Below are 5,269 nucleotides of genomic sequence, written 5' to 3'. Positions count from 1 at the left end.
AATTGATATCGGATTTTGAACTATTCAAAAGATCGGTCAATGGATCGTTAAATATTTCTTAACTGATCGGCATTACTGTTAATACAGGGCTTTTTTGTTGCTGTTAACTAAATGCTTTGCCGCTAGTGACATAAATTTGCCGTTGTTTAATCCTTCATTTTTCAAAACGGTTTTCTCTAATGCTTTTTTTGTTAACTTATTGTTTTTAAACGATTTAAAGTCTGTTTTTTGAGGTGTTTCTACTTTGGCACACTACTTGTATTAGAGTTAGGTAAGCGAATTGAAGTACTGCCTGGATCTTTTAAGAGTCAGTGCTTGATTTCATATTTTAGAAGTCATAGCAGGAGAGTGTGATGGCGTTATTTGTAAATACTAACGTTGCGTCAATTAATGGCCAACGTAACTTAATGGGGTCTTCAAGCGACCTTGCTACTTCAATGGAACGTTTGGCTTCTGGTCTTCGCATAAATAGTGCGAAAGATGATGCAGCAGGTTTGCAAATATCCAATCGTTTAACTTCTCAAATCAACGGTTTAACTGTTGCAATAAGAAATGCCAATGATGGTATTTCCATGGCACAAACCGCTGAGGGGGCATTACAAGAGTCAACTAACATACTACAACGTATGCGAGACTTATCTATTCAGGCTGCCAATGCAACCAACTCAACGATAGACCGTAATGCGATTCAAGAAGAAGTTGTTCAGTTAAAATCAGAATTAAATCGTATTGCTGATACCACAACATTTGGTGGTTCAAAATTAATAGACGGTACATTTGGTAATCAACAATTCCAGGTTGGCGCACAAGCCAATGAAACCATAGGTGTATCTTTCAATTCAGCGCAAACCGATGATTTAGGTGGCGCTCGACTATATCTTGATGGTACTCAAATGGGGGCAACTTCAGGAGCTCAAGCTAATGCAGCTGACTCTATTACCGGTCTTGATTTAGCCGCTGCATCTGAGAATTTAATTATTGATGGTGTAAATGACGCTACTGTTGCTATTGGCCAATCAGATAGTGCAGCAGCAATGGCTGCTAAAATAAATACAGTATTTAATACTACAGGTGTAAAAGCAGACTCTAGGACAACCGCTGTATTAGAAAACTTTCAAGACTTTGATGCTGGCGACAGTATTAGTTTTGACTTCTCCAATGGTGATGAAACTAAAGCATCAACAGCAAGCACGGTAATTTCGTTCACATCAACCGGTATAGTCACTGATGATATGCAAATATTGGTGAATAAAATTAATGAAGTAGCGTCGAAAACTGGTATAGGCGCAACGTTTAACTCCACCGGAAATATTTTAGGAAGCGGACCTGCGGTTAGTTTACTTTCAGAGTCTGGTACGGATATTATTATCTCAGGTTTTACAGATGACGACGGTTCAGCCTCCGGTAACTCTGCTACATTCGATGTCATAGGTAAAGATTATAGTGGGAATGATTTTGTAGGTGCAGCCGCAACACTTGATTCCTCTGATGTTGCTGCTGACTCAATTGCTGTACGTGGTCAAATTCAATTGGATAGTACGGTCGCATTTGGTATAGCAAGTGAAGCAACTGATGCAATTCTAACGTCTGGAACGATAGCGAGCCGAGCTGCTGAAATATCAATAGATACGATTGATTTAACATCAGTAGAGGGAGCTCAGTCAGCGATTGCTCTTATTGACGGCGCATTGGCTAAAATAGACCGAAATCGTGCATCATTAGGTGCGGTTCAAAATAGATTAGAGTCGACAATTAATAACTTGTCGTCTGTATCGGAAAGTACATCTGCAGCACGTTCAAGGATCCGAGATACGGATTTTGCGGCAGAAACTGCCGAGTTAACTCGTAATCAAATCTTACAACAAGCTGGCACAACAATACTTGCTCAGGCTAACCAATTGCCACAAGCCGCATTAAGCCTGCTTGGTGGTTAGTTAACTTAATAAAAATAGTTGTTCAATTGTTAGAAAGGTGGCAGTAAAAATCCGCCTTTCGGCAATTTTTTGTAAAAAAAGGATGATTTAATTAAAGGTCAGAAATAAAGCGCCGATACACCTAGTAACTGAAGAATAATTCAACTGCAAATTGCGGACTAGGGGAATAACATGGCTTTAACGGTAAATTCAAATCCATCATCAATAAATGCTCAAAATAAACTATCTGGTTCATCGAGCGGTTTATCTACATCAATGCAACGTTTAGCATCAGGCTTACGTATCAACAGCGCAAAAGATGACGCTGCTGGTCTGCAAATTTCAAATCGACTAACGTCACAAATCAATGGCTTGAACGTTGCTGTTCGAAATGCCAACGATGGCACATCAATGGCTCAAACAGCTGAGGGTGCATTGCAAGAATCAACAACTATCCTACAGCGTATGCGTGACTTATCTGTTCAATCAGCGAATGCCACGAATACAACGGTAGATAGAAAAGCACTAAATGAAGAAGTAACTCAGCTAAAAGCTGAATTAAACAGAATCGCGGATACAACGACATTTGGTGGCCAACAATTATTAGATGGTACGTTTGGTAATCAACAATTCCAAGTAGGTGCAGATGCCAACCAAACGATTGGTTTATCAATCAACTCAGCGCAAACGGATGATTTAGGCAGTGCGCGTGCTAACTTAGATGCTGGTACCTTATTAGGGGTTGCAGGTGTTGCAGGTGCTAATTCAGATGCAGCTGTAGCTGAATTGGATACAACACTTGCGGATACTATGACTATTTCTGGTGTAAATGAAGCAACGGTTCAGTTTAGTATCGGTGATAGCTCAGCTGAGATGGCGGCTAAAATCAATGCAGAATTTAATACAACGGGTGTAAAAGCCGACGCTAAAACCACAGCGATGATCACAGCCTTTGTTGGTGGTGAAGTTGATGTTGCTAACGGTACAGCGGATAATGTAAGCTTTACTTTAGGTAATGGTACGTCATCTGAAATTATTTCATTTACTTCATCAGGTGATGCGAATGACGATATGCAAACGATGATCGCTAAAATTAATGAGAAAGCGTCTGTTACAGGTATCGGTGCGTCATATAGCTCTGAAGCCCTTACAGGTGTTGCAGGTATAGTATTAACGTCAGAAGCTGGAGATGATATTATTATCTCTGATTTAACCGATGATGCTGCATCTGGTGGTGCTGTAGCAACAACATTTAATGTAACTGGTGCGGATTATGATGGTACAGCGGATGCGACAAGCATTGCAGTAACATCTGGTGGTGCTACAGACTCGGTTGCTGTTCGTGGTTCAATTCAACTTGATAGTACCTTATCTTTCTCGTCAACGTCATCATCAGTTGAGACTGGTATTGGTGTAGAAACACGTTCATCGGAGATCAGTATTGATACGCTTGACTTAACATCAGCGCAAGGCTCACAAGATGCGATTGCGGTAATAGATGGTGCGTTAGCGAAGATTGATAAAAACCGTTCAGTTTTAGGTGCGACGCAAAACCGTTTGGAATCGACAGTGAACAACTTAAGTTCAATAGTTGAGAATTCATCGGCAGCCCGTTCACGAATTCGTGATACAGACTTTACGGTTGAGACAGCTGAGTTGACTAAGAATCAAATCTTACAACAAGCAGGTACATCAATTTTAGCGCAAGCTAACCAATTACCTCAAGCAGCATTAAGCTTATTAGGTTAATAAATTAATAGCCTAGTAAATACTAGGTGCTATTAATACAAAATGAATCGTTGAATTTAAAACCACTGTCATTGTAAATGACGGTGGTTTTTTAGTTTAATGAGTTGTATACACTTCTAAAATCACGAAGTTAACAACTCAAACTTTAATCTGTTGACTGTGAACCGTGATATATAAAATCTCCAGATCATCTTTTACACAATTCCATAGGTTATATATAGCACTATATAAGTGTGAATATTTGATTTACTAATTAATTAAGCGATCTCAAGCATAGAATGAATAAAATAGACGTAAGCTGCCGTTTTTTGGCAATTTTTTGTAATAAAAAGCAAAATTCTATTAAAGTGCGGAAGTAAATTGCCGATACACCTAGTAACTGAAGAATAATTCAACTGCAAATTGCGGACTAGGGGAATAACATGGCTTTAACAGTAAATTCAAATCCATCATCAATAAATGCTCAAAATAAACTATCTGGTTCATCGAGCGGTTTATCAACATCAATGCAACGTTTAGCGTCAGGCTTACGTATCAACAGCGCAAAAGATGACGCTGCTGGTCTGCAAATTTCAAATCGACTAACGTCACAAATCAATGGCTTGAACGTCGCAGTTCGAAATGCCAACGATGGCACATCAATGGCTCAAACTGCTGAGGGTGCATTACAAGAATCAACAACTATCCTACAACGTATGCGTGACTTGTCTGTTCAATCAGCGAATGCCACGAATACAACGGTAGATAGAAAAGCACTAAATGAAGAAGTAACTCAGCTAAAAGCTGAATTAAACAGAATCGCGGATACAACGACATTCGGTGGCCAACAGTTATTAGATGGTACGTTTGGTAATCAGCAATTCCAAGTAGGTGCAGATGCCAACCAAACGATTGGTTTATCAATCAACTCAGCGCAAACGGATGATTTAGGTAGTGCACGTGCTAACTTAGATGCTGGTACATTATTAGGGGTTGCAGGTGCAGGTGCTGCTAATTCAGATGCAGCAGTAGCCGCTTTAGATACAACAGCTGCTGATACCATGACTATTTCTGGTGTAAATGAAGCAACGGTTCAGTTTAGTATCGGTGATAGCTCAGCTGAGATGGCGGCTAAAATCAATGCAGAATTTAATACTACTGGTGTAAAAGCCGACGCTAAAACCACAGCAATAATCTCAGGCTTTGCCGGTGGTGAAGTAGATGCAAATACCGGAGATGCAGATAACATAAGCTTTACATTAAGTAATGGTACGTCATCTGAAATTATTTCGTTTACCTCATCAGGTGATGCCAATGACGATATGCAAACGATGATCGCTAAAATTAATGAGAAAGCGTCGGTTACGGGGATTGGCGCAACTTATTCTTCAGATGCTCATGACGTTAATGGGGCAGGTATCGTATTAACGTCAGAAGCTGGTGATGATATTATCATTGGTGATTTAACAGATGATGATAAATCTGCCGCAGGTACTGATGTTTCATTTGATGTAACAGGTGCGGATTATGATGGAACGCAAGAGGCTGGTACTGATACGACAGTAACATCTGGTGGTGCTGATTCGGTTGCAGTTCGTGGTTCAATTCAACTTGATAGTACGTTGTCT

At 39.9% G+C, this 5,269-nt stretch carries 3 protein-coding genes; all 3 read left to right on the top strand.

The window, feature by feature from the left end; all coding sequences use genetic code 11:
• The first annotated feature begins 353 nt into the window (after nt 1–353).
• Nucleotides 354–1,934, top strand: coding sequence for a flagellin (locus Q0940_RS16910; protein ID WP_299271107.1), 1,581 nt, complete (start codon nt 354–356; stop codon nt 1,932–1,934).
• 171 nt (nt 1,935–2,105) lie between these two features.
• Nucleotides 2,106–3,662, top strand: coding sequence for a flagellin (locus tag Q0940_RS16905; RefSeq protein ID WP_299271105.1), 1,557 nt, complete (start codon nt 2,106–2,108; stop codon nt 3,660–3,662).
• A 422-nt stretch (nt 3,663–4,084) separates the two neighbouring features.
• A partial coding sequence (locus Q0940_RS16900) for a flagellin hook IN motif-containing protein (RefSeq protein ID WP_299271104.1) occupies nt 4,085–5,269 on the top strand: 1,185 nt, incomplete at its 3' end.

The organism is uncultured Psychrosphaera sp., from assembly GCF_947500655.1.
GTDB lineage: Bacteria > Pseudomonadota > Gammaproteobacteria > Enterobacterales > Alteromonadaceae > Psychrosphaera.
This window is presented reverse-complemented; position numbering and strand designations above follow the sequence as displayed.

Bases quoted from the DNA above. Each gene is read 5' to 3' on its own strand.
- Q0940_RS16910 (WP_299271107.1), top strand. From the start codon at position 354: ATGGCGTTATTTGTAAATACTAACGTTGCGTCAATTAATGGCCAACGT.
- Q0940_RS16905 (WP_299271105.1), top strand. From the start codon at position 2,106: ATGGCTTTAACGGTAAATTCAAATCCATCATCAATAAATGCTCAAAAT.